The following is a 1,515-nucleotide window of genomic DNA, read 5'->3' as shown; positions in this document are numbered from 1 at the left end:
ACCTGGCGCAGCCTGAGGAGCTGGCGCGCCGCCGACGACCCCGACCTCGCCTTCAACGCCGCGACCGTACCCCTCGCCGCGCGCTTCACCCCGACCCCGGCGAACCCCACCGCCCGCACCGGTCAGGCCCGCGTCCAGGCGCTGGTCTCCTTCGGCCCGACGTCGGGCAACCCCGCCCAGGGCTCGGCCACCGCCGACTACTACGCGCTCACCCACTGGGCGTACATCGACGAGCTGGTGTTCTGGGGCGGTTCGGCCGGCGAGGGCCTGATCCTCGCCCCGAACGCCCCGGTCGTCGACGCGGCCCACCGGCACGGCGTCCCCGTCCTCGGGAACGTCTTCCTGCCGCCGGCGGCCTACGGCGGGCAGCTCCAGTGGACCCGGGACCTGGTGCAGCGGGACGCCACCGGCCACTACCCGCTCGCGTCGCAACTGGTCGCGGTGGCGGCGGCGTACGGCTTCGACGGCTGGTTCGTCAACGCCGAGACGGGCGGCGGGAACACCGCGCTGGGCACGGCCATGCTGGGCTTCGTCCAGGAGCTGAGGGCGCTGGCGGCGGCCAGGGGACAGCGGGTGACCTGGTACGACGCGATGACCGTGAACGGCACGGTGGGCTGGCAGGGCGCGCTGACCAGCCAGAACCAGGCGTTCTTCCAGGCCGCCGACAGCATGTTCGTGGACTTCCGGTGGAGCGCGGCCGCACTGGCGTCCTCCGGTACGAAGGCCGACCGGCTGGGGAGGAGCCGTTACGAACTGTGGGCCGGCGTCGACGTCGAGTCGAACGGGTCCGGTACGCATGTGGACTGGGACGCGATCGTGCCGGCCGGGAAGCCGCACGTCACCTCGATCGGGTTCTACCGTCCCGAGTGGACCCGGAACCAGCTGCCCGCCGACCGCCGCGCCCCCGGGGACTTCCACGCGGCCGACGACCGGTTCTGGACCGGGCGTTCCGCGGACCCGTCGCGGCCCGACCCGGGCGACCCGTGGCGGGCACCGGCGGTGTCCGTGGCGGACCGGTCGACGGTGACGTCCGTGCCGTTCGCGACCGTGTTCAACACCGGCCACGGGCTGCGGTGGTACGAGCAGGGGACCGTCGTCTCGGAGAACCCCTGGAACCATCTCGGCCTCCAGGACCGGCTGCCGGCCCGGCGGTGGGTGGTCCGGACGGCGGGGGCGCGGCCGACGGTCGCCTTCGACTTCGCCGACGCCTGGCGGGGCGGGAGCAGCGTGCTGGTGGCGGGTGAACTCGATCAACCAGTGGTGTTGGACCTGTACGCGACCCGGCTGCCGATCGCTGTGAACACGGTTGTCGACCTGACGTCCCGGAGCGAGTCTGGGAGTGTGAACGTCGAACTGGCGGTGGCGATGGCGCCTCCCAGCGGACCGGGGGAGACACCGCCGTACAGGTATCTGGCTGTGAACTCGGTCAACAGCTGGCAGACCGTCACCATCCCGCTCACCGGCCTCTCCGGGACCGTGCACGCTCTCGGCATCCGGCTCACCCCCACCGACGGC

At 72.8% G+C, this 1,515-nt stretch carries 1 protein-coding gene; it reads left to right on the top strand.

From position 1 onward, the window contains the following. Positions 1 to 1,515: endo-beta-N-acetylglucosaminidase (locus H5J33_RS34900; protein ID WP_181798662.1), on the top strand; the 1,515-nt coding region annotated here is incomplete at both ends.

Source organism: Streptomyces sp. WELS2 (assembly GCF_013870595.1).
GTDB lineage: Bacteria > Actinomycetota > Actinomycetes > Streptomycetales > Streptomycetaceae > Streptomyces.
Note: the sequence above shows the minus strand (reverse complement) of the source record. Positions and strands in the feature narration are given on the sequence as shown.